16 protein-coding genes are annotated in these 18,608 nt (G+C 64.6%); 7 read left to right on the forward strand and 9 right to left on the reverse strand.

Going from position 1 to position 18,608, the window contains the following annotated elements; genetic code table 11:
• Window position 1 precedes the first annotated feature (1 nt).
• The 6 genes from ABIB24_RS18030 (at window position 2) to yccS (ending at window position 9,492) form a co-directional block, all read left to right on the forward strand.
• Window positions 2–1,444, forward strand: a complete 1,443-nt coding sequence (locus tag ABIB24_RS18030) for a TldD/PmbA family protein (RefSeq protein WP_025340872.1) — start codon at window positions 2–4, stop codon at window positions 1,442–1,444.
• Complete coding sequence (locus ABIB24_RS18035; RefSeq protein WP_274119849.1) at window positions 1,444–2,763, forward strand: TldD/PmbA family protein; 1,320 nt, start codon at window positions 1,444–1,446, stop codon at window positions 2,761–2,763. Before ABIB24_RS18030 ends, ABIB24_RS18035 begins: the two co-directional genes overlap by 1 nt.
• A gap of 127 nt (window positions 2,764–2,890) precedes the next feature.
• Window positions 2,891–4,318 (forward strand): multidrug transporter subunit MdtD, encoded by a 1,428-nt coding sequence (gene mdtD, locus ABIB24_RS18040; RefSeq protein WP_085587851.1) that lies wholly within the window; start codon window positions 2,891–2,893, stop codon window positions 4,316–4,318.
• A 112-nt stretch (window positions 4,319–4,430) separates the two neighbouring features.
• The gene (gene dbpA, locus ABIB24_RS18045; protein WP_230396947.1) at window positions 4,431–5,768 is read left to right on the forward strand and encodes an ATP-dependent RNA helicase DbpA; all 1,338 of its coding nucleotides are present in this window, start codon (window positions 4,431–4,433) and stop codon (window positions 5,766–5,768) included.
• A gap of 137 nt (window positions 5,769–5,905) precedes the next feature.
• The gene (locus tag ABIB24_RS18050) at window positions 5,906–7,087 is read left to right on the forward strand and encodes a BaiN/RdsA family NAD(P)/FAD-dependent oxidoreductase (RefSeq protein ID WP_025340875.1); all 1,182 of its coding nucleotides are present in this window, start codon (window positions 5,906–5,908) and stop codon (window positions 7,085–7,087) included.
• Window positions 7,088–7,308: 221 nt separating this feature from the next.
• Window positions 7,309–9,492 (forward strand): YccS family putative transporter, encoded by a 2,184-nt coding sequence (gene yccS / locus ABIB24_RS18055; protein WP_286918120.1) that lies wholly within the window; start codon window positions 7,309–7,311, stop codon window positions 9,490–9,492.
• A gap of 130 nt (window positions 9,493–9,622) precedes the next feature.
• Here the strand turns inward: yccS and ABIB24_RS18060 are convergent, their stop codons facing one another.
• Entirely contained in the window at window positions 9,623–10,360 is a 738-nt protein-coding gene (locus ABIB24_RS18060) for a substrate-binding periplasmic protein (protein ID WP_354316961.1), read from the reverse strand.
• A 155-nt stretch (window positions 10,361–10,515) separates the two neighbouring features.
• On the opposite strand from ABIB24_RS18060, the gene ABIB24_RS18065 reads away from it, so the two are divergent.
• Window positions 10,516–10,968: a GNAT family N-acetyltransferase gene (locus ABIB24_RS18065; RefSeq protein ID WP_354316962.1), complete on the forward strand. Its 453-nt coding sequence runs from the start codon at window positions 10,516–10,518 to the stop codon at window positions 10,966–10,968.
• A gap of 86 nt (window positions 10,969–11,054) precedes the next feature.
• On the opposite strand, the gene ABIB24_RS18070 is transcribed toward ABIB24_RS18065, so the two are convergent.
• The 8 genes from ABIB24_RS18070 to epd form a co-directional block, all read right to left on the reverse strand.
• Window positions 11,055–11,351: a winged helix-turn-helix domain-containing protein gene (locus ABIB24_RS18070; RefSeq protein ID WP_075046570.1), complete on the reverse strand. Its 297-nt coding sequence runs from the start codon at window positions 11,349–11,351 to the stop codon at window positions 11,055–11,057.
• Between the two features lie 12 nt (window positions 11,352–11,363).
• On the reverse strand, window positions 11,364–11,864 hold the full coding sequence (locus ABIB24_RS18075; RefSeq protein WP_084785286.1) for a M48 metallopeptidase family protein: 501 nt from the start codon (window positions 11,862–11,864) through the stop codon (window positions 11,364–11,366).
• Window positions 11,865–11,903: 39 nt separating this feature from the next.
• Entirely contained in the window at window positions 11,904–14,036 is a 2,133-nt protein-coding gene (locus tag ABIB24_RS18080; protein WP_274078211.1) for a putative bifunctional diguanylate cyclase/phosphodiesterase, read from the reverse strand.
• Between the two features lie 322 nt (window positions 14,037–14,358).
• Complete coding sequence (gene fba / locus ABIB24_RS18085) at window positions 14,359–15,423, reverse strand: class II fructose-bisphosphate aldolase (RefSeq protein ID WP_016712383.1); 1,065 nt, start codon at window positions 15,421–15,423, stop codon at window positions 14,359–14,361.
• A 100-nt stretch (window positions 15,424–15,523) separates the two neighbouring features.
• Window positions 15,524–15,853: an MliC family protein gene (locus ABIB24_RS18090; protein WP_013974499.1), complete on the reverse strand. Its 330-nt coding sequence runs from the start codon at window positions 15,851–15,853 to the stop codon at window positions 15,524–15,526.
• A 160-nt stretch (window positions 15,854–16,013) separates the two neighbouring features.
• Window positions 16,014–16,265, reverse strand: coding sequence for a hypothetical protein (locus ABIB24_RS18095; protein WP_025340881.1), 252 nt, complete (start codon window positions 16,263–16,265; stop codon window positions 16,014–16,016).
• The gene (locus ABIB24_RS18100; RefSeq protein ID WP_137162546.1) at window positions 16,265–17,428 is read right to left on the reverse strand and encodes a phosphoglycerate kinase; all 1,164 of its coding nucleotides are present in this window, start codon (window positions 17,426–17,428) and stop codon (window positions 16,265–16,267) included. The genes ABIB24_RS18095 and ABIB24_RS18100 overlap by 1 nt, the downstream gene beginning before the upstream one ends.
• Before the next feature lie 12 nt (window positions 17,429–17,440).
• Window positions 17,441–18,502, reverse strand: coding sequence for an erythrose-4-phosphate dehydrogenase (gene epd / locus ABIB24_RS18105; RefSeq protein ID WP_013974502.1), 1,062 nt, complete (start codon window positions 18,500–18,502; stop codon window positions 17,441–17,443).
• Window positions 18,503–18,608 lie beyond the last annotated feature (106 nt).

Here is an 18,608-nt window from a genome sequence, read left to right on the forward strand (position 1 = left end):
CATGTTCGATACCAGCGCCCTGCTGCGCCAGCGCTTTGCCGCGCTGCGCAGTACGGCCGAGTTGTTTTCCCTGCGCCATGTGAAACAGTCGCACCAGGCTCTGTCGGTTCGCCGCAACGTCGCGGAACCACCCTTCTTCAGCCAGGACGAGGGCGCCATGCTCACCGTGCGGGTGAATGGCGTGGAAGCCTATGCCGCCACCGCCGACCTGTCCCAGGCCGGCCTGCAGCGTGCCCTGGAGCACGCCGAGGCACTGGCCCGCCAGATCGCCCGGTACAACCTGCTGGACCTGCGCGAGCAACCGGTGACCAGCGCACGCCACGACCACATTTCGCCCAACTTCGACCAACCCGTGCCCAACCTCGCCGACTGCCTCGGCCTGCTCGCTGCCGAATCGGCCAGCGTGCCCAAGGACAGCCGCCTGGTGGACTGGCAGGCCAGCCTGGGCCTGAGCCTGGTCGAGCAGACCTACCTGAACTCGGCCGGCGCCGAGCTGCGCCACGCCCAGCGCTTCCTGTTCCCGGGCCTGGGCGTGACCGCCAGCGATGGCCAGGACAGCCAGAGCCGCAGCCTGGGCCGCGACAACTTCGGCCAGCAGGGCGGCTTCGAGATCATCGAGCGCTGTGGCCTGGTCGGGGCTGCCCGCCGGGTGGCCGACGAGGCGCTGCAGCTGCTACTGGCACCGAACACCCCCAGCGGCCCGCGCGACCTGCTGTTGATGCCGGACCAGATGATGCTGCAGATTCACGAATCCATCGGCCACCCGCTGGAGATGGACCGCATTCTCGGCGACGAGCGCAATTACGCCGGCACCAGCTTCGTCAAGGCCGGTGACTTCGGCCACCTGCAGTACGGCTCCGCGCTGCTCAACGTGACCTTCGACCCGACCATCGGCGAAGAGCTGGCCAGCTACAGCTTCGATGATGACGGCACCCCGGCCAGCAAGCAGTTCCTGATCCGCGATGGCCTGCTGCTGCGCCCGCTGGGTGGTGCGCTGTCGCAGTTCCGCTCCGGCCTCGACGGCGTGGCCAACAGCCGCGCCTGCGGCTGGAACCGTGCGCCGATCGACCGCATGGCCAACCTCAACATCGAGCCGGGCGACCAGAGCCTGGATCAGCTGGTGAAGGGCATCGAGCACGGCATCCTGATGCGCACCAACCGTTCCTGGTCCATCGACGATGCGCGCAACAAGTTCCAGTTCGGCTGTGAATGGGGGCAGTTGATCGAAAACGGCGAGCTCAAGGGCATCGTCAAGAACCCCAACTACCGCGGCATCTCCGCGCAGTTCTGGCGCAACCTGGCGGCGGTCGGCGACAGCAGTACCTTCCAGGTGCTGGGCACGCCCAACTGCGGCAAGGGCGAACCCAACCAGGTGGTGCGGGTCGGCCACGCCTCGCCGGCCTGCGTGTTCCGCCAGATCGACGTATTCGGAGGAGACGCCTGATGAAACACGCTTTCGAAACCCTGGTCGGGGATGTACGCAAAGCCCTGCAGACGGGCGAACAGTTCACCCTCGGCTACAGCGCCGAACAGTCGCAATTCGTGCGTTTCAACCATGCCAAGGTGCGCCAGGCCGGCACCGTGAACCAGGCCGGCGCGCAACTGCGGCTGATCCGCGATGGCCGCCAGGCAGAGCAACAGGTGACCTTGAGTGGTGACACGCAACTGGATAGCCAGCGCCTGGTCACGGCCCTGGAGCAACTGCGCCAGACCTTGCCACTGCTGGCGGTCGATCCGTACCTGCGCCTGGATGAAAGCGCCTGGCACAGCCACAGCCAGCAGGAGCAGCCGCTGCCCGAGCTGAGCGATGTGCTGACCTTGCTCGAGCGCGAAGCCGGCGACCTGGACCTTGTCGGCATCTACGCCGCCGGCCCCATCTGCCGGGGCTTCGCCAGCTCGTTCGGGGCCTTCGGCTGGCACCAGGCCAACAGCTTCAACTTCGACTGGAGCCTGTTCCACGAAAACGGCGAGGCGGTGAAGGCCAATTATGCCGGGCAAGTGTGGAGCGCCGACGACTTCACTGCACGCCTGAGCCAGGCGCGGGAGCAGCTGGGTTTCCTTGGCCGCCCTGCCGTCACGCTGAAACCTGGCAGCTACCGTGCCTACCTGGCCCCGGCGGCCATGGACGAAATAGCCGGCATGCTGTGCTGGGGCGGCTTTTCCGCACAGGCCCTGGCCACTGGCAACAGCGCCCTGCAGCGCCTGTACAACGGCGATGCGCGGCTGAGCCCGCTGGTGAGCTTCACCGAGCAGGTCAGCGGTTCGCTGAGCCCGGCGTTTTCCGATGAAGGCTCGCCGCGCCTGGATGTGCCGTTGATCCAGCAAGGCGAGGCCCGGCAGCGATTGATCAGTGCGCGCAGTGCGGCCGAGTTCGAGCTGCTGGCCAATGGCGCCGATAGTTACGAGTCGCCGTGTGCGCTGAGCCTGGCAGCAGGTAGCCTGCCGAGCGAGCAGATCCTGGAGCGGCTCGGTACCGGGCTGTACATCAGCAACCTGTGGTACCTGAACTATTCCGACTTGCCGGCGGCACGCATGACCGGGCTGACCCGCTTCGCTACCTTCTGGGTGGAGAACGGGCAGATCCAGGGCCCGGTGAGCACCATGCGCTTCGATGACAGCCTGTACAGCTTGCTAGGTAGCCAACTGGAGGACCTGACAAGCGAGCGCGAGATGATTCTGTCGACCAGTACCTATGGACAGCGCAGTACCGGGTCGAGTCATTTGCCGGGGGCACTGGTCAAAGGCCTGACCCTGACATTGTGACTGGACTTACCGGCCCTTTCGCGGCTAAAGCCGCTCCCACAGGATCTCCACTGCCCTTGAGTGTGGTGATATCCCTGTGGGAGCGGGTTCACCCGCGAAGAGGCCGGCACTGACAAACGAGGAAGTCATGCCCGAACGCACCCCGCTGGACCCTGTCACCGCCCGCTGGATCCCTTGGGTGGTGGCCATCGCCTTCTTCATGCAGTCCCTGGACGGCACCATCCTCAACACTGCACTGCCAGCCATGGCCCGCTCGCTGGCCGAAGACCCGCTGCGCATGCAGGGCGTAATCATTGCCTACATGCTCACCGTGGCCCTGCTGATCCCCGCCTCAGGCTGGATCGCCGACCGCTTCGGCACCAAGCGCATCTTCTTCAGCGCCATCCTGCTGTTCAGCTTCGGCTCGCTGCTGTGCGCCGCCGCCAACAGCCTCGGTTTCCTGATCTTTGCCCGTGTCGTGCAAGGGCTGGGCGGTGCGCTGATGCTGCCGGTCGGTCGGCTGGTGGTCCTGCGCGCCTACCCGCGCACCGAGCTGGTGCGCATCATGAGCTTCATCACCATCCCCGGCCTGCTCGGGCCGCTACTGGGCCCTACGGTTGGCGGCTGGTTGGTGGAAATACTGAGCTGGCACTGGATCTTCCTGCTCAACCTGCCGGTCGGCCTGATCGGCTGCTACGCCGTGTGGAAGTTCATCCCCGACCTGCGCGGCGCCGAGCGCACCACGTTCGACGGGCCCGGGTTCCTGCTGTTTGGCGCAGCGATGGTATTGATCACCATCGCCATGGAAGGCCTGGGCGAACTGCACCTGCCTCACCTGCGGGTGATGTTGCTGCTGTTCGCCGGCATGGCCTGCCTGGCGGCCTACTGGCTGCGCGCCGGGCGCGACCCAGAGCCGCTGTTCTCGCCCAGCCTGTTCCGCGTGCGCACCTTTGCCATCGGTATCCTCGGCAACCTGTTCGCCCGCCTGGGCAGCGGCGCCCTGCCGTTCCTGGTGCCGTTGCTGCTGCAAGTGGCGCTGGGCTACTCGCCGGCCCAGGCCGGCATGAGCATGATCCCGCTGGCGGCTGCGGCGATGCTGGCCAAGTCGATTGCCCGACCACTGATCGAACGCTTTGGCTACCGCATCATCCTCACCGGCAACACCCTGCTGCTGGGCCTGCTGCTGGCCAGCCTCGGGCTGGTCGACGAACAGACGCCCTATGCCGTGCTGCTGATTCAGCTGGGCCTGCTCGGCGCGGTCAACTCGATGCAGTTCACCGCGATGAACACGGTAACCCTGATCGACCTCGACGACGCCAGCGCCAGCAGCGGCAACAGCCTGCTGTCGGTGGTCGCGCAGCTGGCCCTGAGCCTGGGCGTGGCGTGTGCGGGTGCATTGCTCGGCGGCTTTACCGCAGCCGGCAGCGCCGACGGCGTGGAAACCACCTTGGGCGCATTCCAGCTGACCTTCGTCACCATCGGCGTGATGGCCATGCTGGCGGCGGCGATCTTCCTGCAACTGTCGCCGACGGACGGAAGGCGTGCCCGTCGTCCGGAACAACACATGGAGTCGTAGGGCGAATGGCCACGAGGCTGGTAGACTGTGCGGCATTTTTCGCTTCGCAACGCAGGCCCGCCTCGTGACCACCGAATCCACCGCCTTTGCCACCTTGCCGCTGTCCACTGCCATGCTGGCCAACCTGGACGCCCTCGGCTATGCCTCGATGACACCAATCCAGGCCCAGAGCCTGCCGGTCATCCTCAAGGGCCAGGACCTGATCGCCCAGGCCAAGACCGGCAGCGGCAAGACCGCCGCCTTCGGCATCGGCCTGCTCAACCCGATCAACCCGCGCTACTTCGGTTGCCAGGCGCTGGTGCTGTGCCCCACCCGCGAGCTCGCCGACCAGGTGGCCAAGGAGCTGCGCCGCCTGGCCCGCGCCGAGGACAACATCAAGATCCTGACCCTGTGCGGCGGCGTTTCGCTGGGCCCGCAGATCGCTTCGCTGGAGCACGGCGCACACATCATCGTCGGCACCCCAGGGCGCATCCAGCAGCACCTGGACAAGGGCACCCTGGTGCTCGACGGGCTGAACACCCTGGTGCTGGACGAAGCCGACCGCATGCTCGACATGGGCTTCTTCGATGCCATCGCCAGCATCATCGGCAAGACCCCGTCGCGCCGCCAGACCCTGCTGTTCTCGGCCACCTACCCGGCCGGCATCAAGCAACTGGCCGCCGACTTCATGCGCAACCCGCAACAGGTCAAGGTCGAGAGCCTGCACGCCGACAACCAGATCGAGCAGCGCTTCATCGAGATCGACCCGCAACAGCGCCTCGAGGCCGTCACCCGCGTGCTCGGCCACTACCGGCCGCAGTCCTGCGTGGCGTTCTGCTTCACCAAGCAGCAGTGCGAGGATGTGGTCGCCCACCTGACCGCCAAGGGCATCGTTGCCCAGGCCCTGCATGGCGACCTGGAGCAGCGCGACCGCGACCAGGTGCTGACCATGTTCGCCAACCGCAGCAGCTCGGTGCTGGTGGCTACCGATGTGGCCGCGCGCGGCCTGGACATCGATGGCCTGGACATGGTCATCAACGTCGAACTGGCACGTGATGCGGAAATCCATGTGCACCGTGTGGGCCGTACCGGCCGTGCCGGCGAGAAAGGTATTGCGGTCAGCCTGGTGGCACCGGCCGAAGGCCACCGCGCCCAGGCCATCGAAGACCTGCAGAAGAGCCCGCTGCGCTGGGACCAGCTGGACAGCCTGAAGCACAAGGGTGGCGAGCCGCTGCTGCCGCTGATGAGCACCCTGTGCATCGCCGCCGGGCGCAAGGACAAGCTGCGCCCCGGTGACATCCTCGGGGCGCTGACCGGTGATGCCGGCATCCCCGGCAAGCAGGTGGGCAAGATTGCGATCTTCGATTTCCAGGCGTTCGTGGCCGTGGAGCGACCGCTGGCCAAGCAGGCCATGCAGCGCCTGAACAGCGGCAAGATCAAGGGGCGCTCCCTGAAAGTCCGTATCGTCTGACCTAATTTTGGGGCCGCGTTGCGGCCCTTTCGCGACACAAGGCCGCTCCTACAGGGGATCGCAAACTCCTGTAGGAGCGGCCTTGTGTCGCGAAAGGGCTGCAAAGCAGCCCCCAGCAATCCTGAAGAGGTAACACCGTGCACTCCACCGACGTGATCATCCTCGGCGCCGGCGCCGCCGGCCTGATGTGCGCCCAGCTCAGCGCCCGCCGTGGCCGCCGGGTACTGGTGCTCGACCACGCCAACAAACCGGGCAAGAAGATCCTCATGTCCGGCGGCGGCCGCTGCAACTTCACCAACATGTATACCGAGCCGGGCAACTTCCTCTCGCAGAATGCACACTTCTGCAAGTCGGCCCTGGCCCGCTACACCCAGTGGGACTTCATCGAGCTGGTGTGCAAGCATGGCGTGGCCTACCACGAGAAGAAGCTCGGCCAGCTGTTCTGCGACAACAAGGCCAGTGACATCCTCGACATGCTGCTGGCCGAATGCGATGAGGCCGGCGCCGAGATCCGCATGCACATCAGCATCGAGCAGATCGAGAAGACCGAAGGCGGCTACCTGCTGCAGACCAGCGGCGGCCAGTTCGCCTGCCAGTCGCTGGTGATCGCCACCGGCGGCCTGTCGATCCCGACCCTGGGTGCCACCGGCTTCGGCTACCAGGTGGCCCGCCAGTTCGGCCACACCCTGCTGCCGACCCGCGCCGGGCTGGTGCCGTTCACCATCACCGAGCCCCAACTGAAGGCACTGTGCACCGAGTTGTCCGGCACCTCGCTGGATTGCACAGCCAGCTGCAACGGCACCAGCTTCCGCGAGAACCTGCTGTTTACCCACCGCGGCCTCAGCGGCCCGGCGATATTGCAGATCTCGTCGTTCTGGGAGGCCGGCGACACGGTCGAGATCAACCTGCTGCCCGACCGTGATGCACTGACCTGGCTGCAACAGATGCAGGCCGAACGCGCCAACGCCGAGCTGAAGACCGTGCTGGGTGAGGTGTTTACCCGCAAGCTGGCCAACCTGCTGGCCGAGCAGTGGTTCGAGTCCAGGCCGATGAAGCAGTACACCCCGGCGGAACTGGCACAGATCGCCGAAAAGCTGGCGAACTGGCAAGTGGTGCCGGCCGGCACCGAGGGCTACCGCACTGCTGAAGTGACCCTGGGTGGCGTGGATACCCGCGAGGTGTCGTCCAAGACCATGGAATCGCTGAAGAGCCCCGGGCTGTATTTCATTGGTGAAGTGCTGGATGTGACCGGCCACCTGGGCGGTTTCAATTTCCAGTGGGCCTGGGCCTCCGCCAACGCCGCGGCGCAGTTCGTGTAGAGTAGAATCCATTCAGCAGCACGGAATGCTTCTTGCTGGCCCGTGCTGGGAGTGCCGAAATTCGCATGGGGCTGCCATGCAGCCCATTCGCGGCACAAGGCCGCTCCTACAGGGGACGCGATCGACTGTAGGAGCGGCCTTGTGCCGCGAATGGGCCGCACAGCGGCCCCAATGACACGGCCTCGAACGGTATTTCTCTGATCACTGCCTAGCAGGCCATCATGTCATCGAGCTCGTTCCGTCAGTCACTGCGTCGCCTGTGGGGTCAAGACAAGTTCAGCTACAGCATCCGGGTCACCATCGCCCTCACCGGCAGCCTGGCCCTGTGCTGGTACCAGAACGAAATGGCCCTGCTGATTCCGCTGTTCCTCGGCATCATCGCCAGCGCCCTGGCCGAAACCGATGACAGCTGGCAGGGTCGCCTCAGCGCCCTGGCCGTCACCCTGGTGTGTTTTGCCATCGCCGCACTGGCGGTCGAACTGCTGTTCCCCTACCCGTGGGCATTCGTCATTGCCCTGGCCTTGGCGGCCTTCGGCCTGACCATGCTCGGTGCCCTGGGCGAGCGCTATGGCGCCATCGCTTCAGCGACCCTTATCACTGCGGTGTACACCATGATCGGCGTGGACCAGCGCGGCGGCCAGGTCACCGACTTCTGGCACGAACCATTGCTGCTGGTGGCAGGTGCGGCCTGGTACGGGCTGCTGTCGGTGCTGTGGCAGGCGCTGTTTTCCAACCAGCCGGTGCAGCAGAGCCTGGCCAAGCTGTTTTTCGAGCTGGGCAGCTACCTCAAGCTCAAGGCCAGCCTGTTCGAACCCATCCGTACCCTTGACGTCGAAGCCCGGCGCCTGGAGCTGGCCCAGCAGAACGGCAAGGTGGTAGCGGCGCTCAACGCGGCCAAGGAAATCATCCTGCACCGGGTGGGCAACAGCCAGCCGAACTCCAAGGTCAGCCGCTACCTCAAGCTGTACTTCCTGGCCCAGGACATCCATGAACGGGTCAGTGCCTCGCACTATCCCTACAACGCCCTGACCGAGGCTTTTTTCCACAGCGACGTGATGTTCCGCTGCCAACGCCTGCTGCGCAAGCAGGGCTCGTCCTGCCAGGAACTGGCCCGCTCGATCCGCCTGCGCCAGCCGTTCGTGCTGGCCAGCGGTTATCCCGAAGCCCTCGAAGACCTCAACGCCTCGCTGGAACACCTGCGCATGCAGAACAACCCGGCCTGGCGTAGCCTGCTTCGCTCGCTGCGGGCGCTGGCGGCCAACCTGGCGACGCTCGACCGCCTGCTCAGCGCCGCCAGCAACCCGGACAGCCTTGCCGACACCAGCGATAGCAGCCTGCTCGACCGCTCGCCACGCTCGCTGAAGGATGTGTGGACCCGCCTGCGCACCCAATTGACGCCGACTTCGCTGCTGTTCCGCCATGCCCTGCGCCTGCCGCTGGCGCTGTCGATCGGCTATGGCATGGTGCACCTGATCCACCCCACCCAAGGCTACTGGATCATCCTCACCACGCTGTTCGTGTGCCAGCCCAACTACGGTGCGACCCGGCGCAAGCTGGTGCAGCGGATAGCCGGCACCGCCGTCGGCCTGACGGTGGGCTGGGCATTGTTCGACCTGTTCCCCAACCCGGTCATCCAATCGTTGTTCGCCGTGGTCGCCGGGGTGGTGTTCTTCGTCAACCGCACCACCCGCTACACCTTGGCCACGGCCGCGATCACCCTGATGGTGCTGTTCTGCTTCAACCAGATCGGCGATGGCTATGGCCTGTTCCTGCCGCGCCTGTTCGATACCCTGGTCGGCAGCCTGATCGCCATCCTCGCGGTGTTCCTGTTCCTCCCCGACTGGCAGGGGCGGCGGCTGAACAAGGCGCTGGCCAATACCCTGGCCTGCGCCAGCGTGTACCTGCGGCAGATCATGCAGCAGTATGCCCACGGCAAGCGCGATGACCTGGCCTACCGCCTGGCCCGGCGCAACGCCCACAACGCCGACGCGGCGCTGTCCACCACCCTGGCCAACATGCTGATGGAGCCGGGGCATTTCCGGAAGGAGGCCGACGTCGGCTTCCGCTTCCTGGTGCTGTCGCATACCTTGCTCAGCTACCTCTCGGGGCTGGGCGCGCACCGCGACACGGCCTTGCCGGCGGAGGTGCAGGAACAGTTGATCGAAGGTGCTGGGCAAAGCCTGGCCAGCAGCCTGGACGAGATTGCCAACGGTCTGGCCGCGCGGCTGCCGGTGGCGATTCACAGTGATGCCGAAGAAGCGCTGGCCAATGCCTTGGAGCAGATGCCGGAAGAGCTGGATGAGCACCAGCGGCTGGTGCAGACGCAGCTGGCGTTGATCTGCCGGCAGCTGGGGCCGCTGCGGACCTTGGCAGCGCATTTGATCAAGGAAGGTGCACCGGCCTGAATGCATTGTTACCTGCTCTGGCCTCTTCGCGGGCACGCCCGCTCCCACAGGAACATCACAAACCTCAAGTCCTGTGAGATACCTGTGGGAGCGGGCATGCCCGCGAAGAAGCCAGAACAGGCGTTAAAGATCAGAAGCCATGCTGCCGCATGAGCCGCGCATAGCTGCCATCCGCCTTCATCGCTGCAATCGCCTGCTCGAACCGCTCGACGATCCGCGCATGCTCCGGGTTTTTCAGGCTGACCAGGATATGCAGGGTGTTCTCCCCCAACGGCGGCTCCACCAGCATCACCCCATCGCGTACCTCCGGCAGTTCGCGCTGCAAGTTGTAACGGGCCACGTACTCGTCCTCCACCGCCAGGTCCACCCGCCCCGCCGCCAGCATGCGTACCGCAGAGGGAAAGTTGCGCACCGCCACCTTGTGCAGGTGGGTGTCGCGGTCGAACTCGGGGGAATAGGCGTAATCACGCACCACAGCGATGCTGTAGGGGTATAAGTCTGACTGGCGCTTGTAGCGAAACGCCTCGCCCTTGCGTTGCAACAGGCGAATGCGGTTGACCAGGTAGGCTTCGGAAAACTGCCCGATGCTGGCGCGCGAGTCGTTGTACCAGGCGTTGATCAGCACGTCGTAACGCCCCTCGCTCACCCCCAGCAGAGCCCGCGCCCAAGGTGCCTCTTCGACCCCACTGGTGTAGCCGGCCCGGGCCAGCGCCGTGGTGACGATGCTGGTCGCCAGGCCACCGCCCGGCATGCTGGCATCGGTGAACGGCGGCCAATTGTCAGCCACCAGGCGTAGCTTTTCGTAACCCGGGGCGGGTGTTGCAAGCATCATTGCCAGCAACCCCAGAACACAAAGCAGTGGCTGCATGCTCACGTCCTTTCGCAATGGAGGGCACACACTGCCGACGAGATTACACAAAGCCGTCGCCGAGGGCAGCGGCCAATAGTGTCATTTAGCCTCTATTTTGGCCGTGGCCCATACATCATGCGATGATCGACGGCCCACTCAAGGAGTTCGCGCCAATGTCCATCGACTGGCTCTGCAAGCACCACACCGATCTCAGCAAGGACCAGCTCTACGCCATTCTGCAATTACGCACTGAAGTGTTCGTGGTCGAGCAGCGCTGCGCCTACCAGGAAGTCGATGGCCAGGACCTGACCGGCGATACCCTGCACCTGATGGGCTGGCAGGATGACAGGCTGGTGGCCTATCTACGCCTGCTCGACCCGCAATCCCAGGGTGGGGATGTGGTGATCGGGCGGGTGGTGACTGCACCTGCGGCGCGCGAGCTGAAGCTGGGGCACCCCCTGCTGCTCAAGGGCTTGGAGGCAGCGGAGCATTGCTGGCCGGGGGTGCCGGTCTATCTGTCGGCGCAGGCGCATTTGCAGGGGTTCTATACCCGGCATGGGTTCGCGGTGGTGGGCGAGGAATATCTTGAGGATGACATTCCGCATATCGGGATGCGCAAGGGTTGAGATCGCCGGGGGTGCTTCGCCCCCCTTTCGCGACACAAGGCCGCTCCTACAAGGGAACGCGATTACCTGTAGCAGCCCCCAGTGGATCAGGGATACCCCAGCACTTCGCGAACCTGCCGCAGGTGCCGGATGATCCACTGCTTGTCGATCGCCCCCCAGTCATGAATGCGGTAATGCCCGGCGTGGTTGCGCGCGCCTTCCTGCTGTTCGAACTCGCAGACGATATCCAGGTCGGCCAGCGCCGCAATGGTGTCCTGGGCGGTGCGCCGGGGCATTCCGGTGGCCTCCATCAGGGCCGGCACGCTGGTCGCGGTCTGGCTGTCGATCAGCCAGGCCACGTACAGGCGGCGGTAGAAGCTGCTCTTGGTCTTGCTCACTTCCATGCTGCGTGGTCCTTAACAGTTGCCCGGCAGCTCCCGATAGGTCAGGTAGACGCGCAGGTCGAATTCCAGTTGGTGGTAGTCCGGCTCCATGTGCTGGCAGAGCTGGTAGAACGCCTTGTTGTGGTCGCGCTCGCGCAGGTGTGCCAGTTCGTGCACCACGATCATGCGCAAGAATTGCGGCGCGGCCTCCTTGAACAGCGAGGCAATGCGGATTTCCTTCTTCGCCTTGAGCTTGCCGCCCTGCACCCTCGATATCGCCGTATTCAGGCCCAGGGCCCGATGGGTCAGGTCGAGACGATTGTCGAACAGCACCTTGTCCAGGTTCGGCGCGCTGCGCAAGTATTGCTGGCGCAAATCCTGGGCATAGCCGTACAACGCCTTGTCGTTCTGCACGTCATGGCGGTCGGGGTAGCGGCGCTGCAGGTACTCGCCCAGGCGGTCGCTGTCGATCATCTCCCGCACCTGCTGCTGCAGGTGCGGGGGGTAGGCTTGCAAGTATCGTAATACGGTCATGGCGCTGCATTCGGTGTAACGAATGCCGATTCTAGCCAATCATGGCCCCGGCCAGGAGAAAATCACCGGGAAGCTGCTGGCATCCGTGGCGGTCATCGGGTATGCCACCAGGAACCCCTGCACGTACTCACAGCCATTGGCCTTGAGCCAGGCCGCCTGGGCCGGGGTTTCAACCCCCTCGGCGATCACCGTGATGCTGTAGTCGGCGCACAGGCCGATGACGCTGCGCACCAGCGCGGCATCCACCGCCGAGTCGGGCAGGCGCGCGACCAGGTGGCGGTCGAGCTTGAGGGTATCGATCGGCAGGTCGCGCAACATGCGCAACGAGCAGTCGCCCGCACCAAAGTCATCCAGCGCCACCCGCACACCCAGCTCGAGCAAGCGGTGTATCTGTTTCACCGCCGCATCGATGTTGTACATCAGCGAGGTTTCCGCCACCTCCACTTCCAGCTGCGCCGGGTCCAGCTGGTAAAGCTGGATGACCCGGTGCAGTTCGTCGACCAGGCTTGGCATGGCGAACTGCGCACGGCTCAGGCTGATACCCAGCACCAGGTCCGCCGGGAAACGCTGGCACCAGGCCTGGCGCTGAGCCGCGCCCTGGCGGTAGATCCAGCTGGCCAGGCGGTTGATCAGACGCGCCTCTTCCAGCAACGGGATGAACAGCCCCGGCGGCACGTCGCCGACACTGGGATGCTGCCAACGCAGCAAGGCCTCGAAGCCACGCAGGTGGCCATCGTTGAAGCCAACCTGCGGCTGGTAAACCAGAGTGAAGTCTTGCTGCTCCACGGCCGTGCGTACGCTGTCCTCCAGCATCAGCCGCGAACGCGCCCGGCCGTTGAGCTCCTGATCGTAGAAGCGATACTGCTGGCGCCCCGCCTGCTTGGCCGCGTACATCGCCGCATCGGCCGCACGCAAGAGGCCTTCGACATTGGCGCCGCAATCCGGATAGGTGGCGATACCGATGCTCACCCCAAGGCTCACATCCAGCCCTTCCACCTGGTGGCTGATGGAAATACGTTCCAGCAACCGCTCGGCATAGCGCCCGGCCTGCTCCGGGTAAGGCAGGCTGTCGAACAGTGCGGTGAACTCGTCCCCGCCCATGCGCGCCAGCAGCGCTTCACTGCCCAGGCAATCCTTGAGCTGTTCGGCTACCCAGTGGAGCACCCGGTCGCCCGCGTCGTGGCCAAGCGAGTCGTTGATGCGCTTGAAGCCATCCAGGTCCATGTACATCAGCGCCTGCGCCTTGTCCGAACGCTCGTTGCGCAGCAGCGCCCCTTCGGCGGCCTGGTAGAACCCGCGGCGGTTGAGCAGGCCGGTAAGCGGGTCGGTGACGGCCTGGTACTCCAGCTGCTGGTGCAGGTTGCGCACCACCGACATGTCCAGCACGGTGACCACCATGGCCTGCTGCTCGGCCGGCAGTGGCGCACAGGACAACGCCACCGGCACCAGCTCGCCGCCAAGGGTGCGCAGCTGGGCATCGTGCACGCGGAAGATACGCCGCCCCAGGTAGGCTTGGTAGAAATCCGATTCGTTCCACAGGCTGGCACTGGTCAGTTGCACCAGGTCGAGCAGATGGGCGCCCTGCAACTGCTGCACCGGCGCTGACAACAAACGGGAAATGGCCGGGTTGGCAAAGCTGATGATGCCTTGGGCATCCACCACCAGAATGCCCTCGGCGGCGTTCTCCAGGATCGATGCGTTGAAGGCCCTGGCCGCTTCCAGCTCGCGGGTCAGCCGCTGCAGCATGCGCCGGTTGCGCTGCTGGTCGAGCAGGGCCTGGACCTTGGGCTTGAGGATTTGCGGGTCGAACGGTTTGAACATGTAGTCCACGGCGCCGCTGGCATAGCCCTTGAGCACGGCCGCTTCGGACTGTTCGTTGGCGGTGAGGAAAATGATCGGAGTCAGCCGGGTACGCTGGCTGCCGCGCATCAGCCGGGCGACTTCGAAGCCGTCCATCTCCGGCATCTGTACATCCAGCAGGACCAGGTCGACATCGTGCTCGAGCAACGCGCTCAGGGCTTCCATCCCCGAGTTTGCCGTCAGCACCTGCCAATCCTGACGGGCCAGCAATGCCCGCATGCTGATGAGGTTTTCGGGGTAATCGTCTACCACCAGAAGAACCGAGCTGCCATCCAGTGGCTGAGGTTGGGGGTGAGGGTGAGCGCCATCCATGCTGCTTCTCTATTATGTGACCGACTTCAAGATACGGTTGGATCCACTAGTACTCTAGACCTGAGCGGATAACACGCAATGCAATCAGAACGCTATCAGTGCCTCAACTATACGGTAGCCGACTAACGGTCGCTTTGCCGGGAATATGTGCCGCCCTCTTCGCGGGTAAACCCGCTCCCACAAGTTCCTCACTGTTTTCCAGGCAAGCGAGTAACCTGTGGGAGCGGGTTTACCCGCGAAGAGGCAGGCACAGGCATAAGGTTCTAACACCCAAAAATGAAAAAACCCGCATTTCTGCGGGTTTCTTGTGTTGCCAGTGCAATCAGTTGACCTTGGCGGCCAGCTCACCTTTCAGGTAGCGCTGGTACATGCCTTCCAGGGAGATCGGCTTGATCTTCGAGGCATTGCCAGCGGTGCCGAAGGCTTCGTAACGGGCGATGCACACGTCACGCATGGCCTTGACGGTTTCACCGAAGAACTTGCGCGGGTCGAACTCGCTCGGGTTCTGCGCCATCAGGCGGCGCATGGCACCGGTGGAAGCCAGACGCAGGTCGGTGTCGATGTTGACCTTGCGCACGCCGTACTTGATACCTTCGACGATTTCCTCGACCGGTACACCGTAGGTTTCCTTGATGTCGCCGCCGTACTGGTTGATGATCGCCAGCCACTCTTGCGGTACCGAGGACGAACCGTGCATCACCAGGTGGGTGTTGGGGATGCGCTTGTGGATTTCCTTGATGCGGTCGATGGCCAGCACGTCACCGGTTGGTGGCTTGGTGAACTTGTAGGCACCGTGGCTGGTACCGATGGCGATCGCCAAGGCATCGACCTGGGTCTTCTTGACGAAGTCGGCGGCTTCTTCCGGGTCGGTCAGCATCTGGCTGTGGTCCAGCACGCCTTCGGCGCCGATACCGTCTTCTTCACCGGCCATGCCGGTTTCCAGCGAACCCAGGCAACCCAGTTCGCCTTCTACCGAAACGCCACAGGCATGTGCCATGGCAACGGTCTGCTGGGTAACGCGGACGTTGTACTCGTAGTCGGTCGGAGTCTTGCCGTCTTCACCCAGCGAGCCGTCCATCATGACCGAGCTGAAGCCCAGCTGAATCGAGCGCTGGCAAACGTCAGGGCTGGTGCCGTGGTCCTGGTGCATGCACACCGGGATATGCGGGAACTCTTCGATGGCAGCCAGGATCAGGTGGCGCAGGAACGGAGCACCGGCGTATTTGCGGGCACCGGCCGAAGCCTGGACGATCACCGGGGAGTCGGTCTTGTCGGCCGCTTCCATGATGGCGCGCATCTGCTCGAGGTTGTTGACGTTGAAAGCTGGTACGCCGTAACCGAACTCGGCGGCGTGGTCCAGCATCTGGCGCATGCTAATGAGTGCCATTGTGTATCTCTCTCCCGACAAGCGTCGTTTGTTTCGTGCAAGCCTGCCGCAGGGGCGGTTGCTGTTCAAGTAGTGTGGGCCACCCTCGCGGCCCGGCCAGTCACGGTGCCTTGCAGCCCCGCCCAATCAGATCGTTGGTTGCCACCCAGTACACCAGGCCTTCTTCGCCCTTGGTATGGAAGGCCAGCATGCCATCGCTGTACAGCGCACCCGAGGCACCCGGCTCGGCCTTGAGCCGGTAGACCTGGTCGCCGCCACCAAGGCGCACATCGACCTGGTCGCGCTGCGCATCGGCGAAGCGCCACAGCACTTCAGCCTGGGTGTCGCAGACCCAACGGGTCCAGTCGTCTGCCGGGGCGGGTTGCGCCGGCTTCAGCAGCGAGCATCCTGCCAGTGTCGCCAGGGCCGTCACGGCCAAAAGCGCTTTCATTCAGTTTCCTCGATTGGGGGCTGCTGTGCAGCCCTTCGCGGGCTTGCCCGCTCCCACAGGTACAGCGCTTGACCTGTGGGAGCGGGCAAGCCCGCGAAGGGCCGCACAGCGGCCCCTACCTCAAGACCACAAATCAGCCTTCAGGTTGCCTGTTACCCGATCAAGGGCAACCCGGCGCCTTGCGCTGGTGGTCTTCGTCGTACTTTTCCAGGCCTTCCGGGCCCACGCGCTTGCTGATGACCGGCACGGTCTCGGCCTGCCACTCGGACTGGTAGCAACCGCCCTTGGGCGGCTGCGCCGGGTCGGCATCCGAGGCCGGGCTGCCGGCGCATGCGCTCAGCAGGCCAGCCAGCATCATCACAGGCAATTGCTTGACCATCAGGCCGCTCCCTTTGCCAAGCGCCGACGTCATCAGGCCTTGGCCCGCTCTTCCAGGATTGCCACGGCCGGCAGGACCTTGCCCTCGACGAACTCGAGGAAGGCGCCACCACCGGTAGAAATGTAGGAGATATCGGCGCCAACGCCATATTTGTCGATGGCAGCCAGGGTGTCACCGCCACCGGCGATGGAGAACGCGGCGCTGTCGGCGATGGCCTTGGCCAGCACCTTGGTGCCGTTACCGAACTGGTCGAATTCGAACACGCCGACCGGGCCGTTCCACAGGATGGTCTTCGACGACTTCAGCAACTCGGCGAAATTGGCTGCGGTTTGCGGGCCGATGTCCAGGATCATGTCGTCAGTGGCAACGTCGGCAATGGCCTTGACGGTGGCTTCGGCGCTCTCGGCGAACTCTTTGGCAACCACCACGTCGACCGGCAGAGGCACGCTGACCTTGGCGGCGATGGCCTTGGCGGTGTCGACCAGGTCAGGCTCGTACAGCGACTTGCCCACCGGGTGGCCGGCTGCGGCCAGGAAGGTGTTGGCGATGCCACCGCCAACGATCAGCTGGTCGCAGACCGAGCTCAGGCTGTTCAGCACATCCAGCTTGGTGGAGACCTTGGAACCGGCAACGATGGCTGCCATCGGTTTGGCCGGGGCCTTCAGGGCCTTGCCCAGGGCTTCCAGCTCGGCTGCCAGCAGCGGGCCGGCAGCAGCGACCTTGGCGAACTTGGCAACGCCATGGGTCGAACCTTCGGCACGGTGGGCAGTACCGAAAGCGTCCATGACGAACACGTCGCACAGGGCGGCGTATTTCTGCGCCAGCTCGTCGGCGTTCTTCTTCTCGCCCTTGTTGAAGCGCACGTTCTCGAACAGTACCAGGTCACCAGCCTTGACCTCGACACCGTCCAGGTAGTCGGCAACCAGCGGCACGTCGCGGCCCAGGGCCTTGCTCAGGTAGTCGGCGACCGGCTTGAGGCTGTTCTCGGCAGAGAACTCACCCTCGGTCGGGCGGCCCAGGTGCGAGCAGACCATTACCGCCGCGCCCTTCTCCAGGGCCAGCTTGATGGTCGGCAGCGCTGCCAGGATACGCGCGTCGCTGGCTACCACACCGTCCTTCACAGGCACGTTGAGGTCTTCGCGGATCAGTACGCGCTTACCTTGCAGGTCGAGGTCGGTCATCTTCAACACGGTCATGAATGCAGTCCTTCAGGGCTGTTTGTTGCGGGTTGGGTGGACGACGTGCAGATAGTGTTCGGCAACGTCGAGCATACGGTTGGCGAACCCCCATTCGTTGTCGAACCAGGCCAGCAGGTTCACCAGGCGAGGGCCGGAAACACGGGTCTGGCTGGCATCGACGATCGCCGAATGCGGGTCATGGTTGAAATCACAGCTGGCGTGGGGCAACTCGGTGTAGGCCAGCAAGCCTTTCAGCGGGCCTTCCAGCGCCGCCTCGCGCAGCACCCGGTTGACTTCGGCCGCGCTGGTATCGCGGGCGGTCTGCAGGGTGATGTCCAGGCACGAGACGTTGACGGTCGGTACGCGTACCGCTTTGGCCTGGATTCGCCCGGCAAGTTCCGGAAGCAGGCGCTCGATGCCACGCGCCAGACCAGTGGACACCGGGATCACCGACTGGAAGGCCGAACGCGTGCGGCGCAGGTCTTCGTGGTGGTAGGCGTCGATCACCGGCTGGTCGTTCATCGCCGAGTGGATGGTGGTGATCTGCACGTACTCGATGCCGAATGCCTGGTCCAGCACGCGCAGCAGCGGCACGCCGCAGTTGGTGGTGCACGAGGCGTTGGACACCAGGCGCTCGTTGCCGGTCAGGCAGGCCTGGTTGACGCCGTAGACCACCGTGGCATCGACGTCGGCCTCGCTGGCCATTGGCTGCGAGAACAGCACCCGCGGCGCGCCGGCGTCGAGGAAACGCTGGCCATCGGCGCGGGTGTGATAGGCGCCGGAGCACTCCAGCACCAGGTCGATGTCCAGGGCGGCCCAGTCGATGCCTTCGGGGGTGGCACTGCGCATCACCTTCACGCAGTCGCCATTGATATGCAGACAGTCGCCATCGACCTTCACCTCACCGGGGAAACGCCCGTGGGTGGAGTCGAAGCGTGTCAGGTATTCCAGGCTGGCCTGGTCGGCCAGGTCGTTCAGCGCAACGATCTCGAAACCGGCCTTTGCCCCCCGCTCGAACAGCGCGCGCAGGACACAGCGGCCGATACGGCCATAACCGTTGAGTGCAACTTTGTAGGGACGCAGGTGGGGCATTCGTTGGCTCGCTAACGCATGATGGCTGTTGGGGCCGCGTTGCGGCCCATCGCGACACAAGGCCGCTCCTACAAGGAGCTGCATGCGCAGTACCCTGTAGGAGCGG

Origin of the sequence: Pseudomonas sp. UYEF17 (assembly GCF_040546125.1) — a bacterium.
GTDB classification, from domain to species: domain Bacteria; phylum Pseudomonadota; class Gammaproteobacteria; order Pseudomonadales; family Pseudomonadaceae; genus Aquipseudomonas; species Aquipseudomonas putida_Z.